The 771-nt window shown below is 39.6% G+C and carries 1 protein-coding gene and 1 pseudogene; one reads left to right on the forward strand and one right to left on the reverse strand.

All coding sequences use genetic code 11. The features are described from left to right. Window positions 1-592 (forward strand): 16S rRNA pseudouridine(516) synthase (locus ADH31_RS04880; protein ID WP_049509259.1); only part of this gene is annotated, 592 nt, incomplete at its 5' end. A 40-nt stretch (window positions 593-632) separates the two neighbouring features. Here ADH31_RS04880 and ADH31_RS10230 read toward each other — a convergent pair. Beyond that, window positions 633-771 (reverse strand): annotated as a pseudogene (locus ADH31_RS10230) (DUF4190 domain-containing protein); the annotation flags it as partial.

The raw sequence follows: 771 nt of genomic DNA on the forward strand, positions 1-771 counted from the left end.
AGAGCTGATTTTCAAAGATAGAAAAATCCAAGGATATGAACACACCTACCTCATGCTACACAAGCCAAACGGAGTCGTAACTGCAAGCAAGGATAAAAAACTCCCAACTGTCATGGACCTTCTTCCTCAGCATCTCCAGTCTGACCAACTCTACGCCATCGGCCGTCTGGATCGGGATACGACGGGTCTCCTCCTCTTAACGGATAATGGTCCCCTAGGTTTTCAACTCCTCCATCCTCAGTATCATGTGGATAAAACTTACCAAGTAGAGGTCAATGGGCCACTAACTCCCGACCATATTCAAGAGTTTAAAGATGGAATTGTTTTTCTTGATGGAACTGTTTGTAAACCTGCTCAACTTGAGATTTTATCCTCAAGTCCTAGTCTCAGCCAAGCCACTATCACCATCTCTGAGGGGAAATTTCATCAGGTCAAAAAAATGTTCCTCTCTGTTGGTGTCAAGGTCACTGCCCTAAAACGAGTTCAATTTGGAGACTTTATATTGGACTCTGAGCTAGCAGAAGGTAATTTCCGACCTCTAAACAAAGAAGAATTACAGGTTATAAAAAATTACTTAGAAAACAGTGGATAAAACAAAAAAACTTTATGCTTCAAAGCTTTTTTGTTATTGCTTATCCATAAACTCTTGCTATGGCTACAATCAAGTTTATTACAAAAACTACATTACCTACGATATTGAGAATTCGTTCTGTTTTATAGTCTAGTCCAGATTCTTTTTGATGTGAATTAGCCAAGACTAGACCAATGATC

The sequence above is a fragment of the Streptococcus pseudopneumoniae genome, assembly GCF_001072375.1.
Classification (GTDB): Bacteria; Bacillota; Bacilli; order Lactobacillales; family Streptococcaceae; genus Streptococcus; species Streptococcus pseudopneumoniae_L.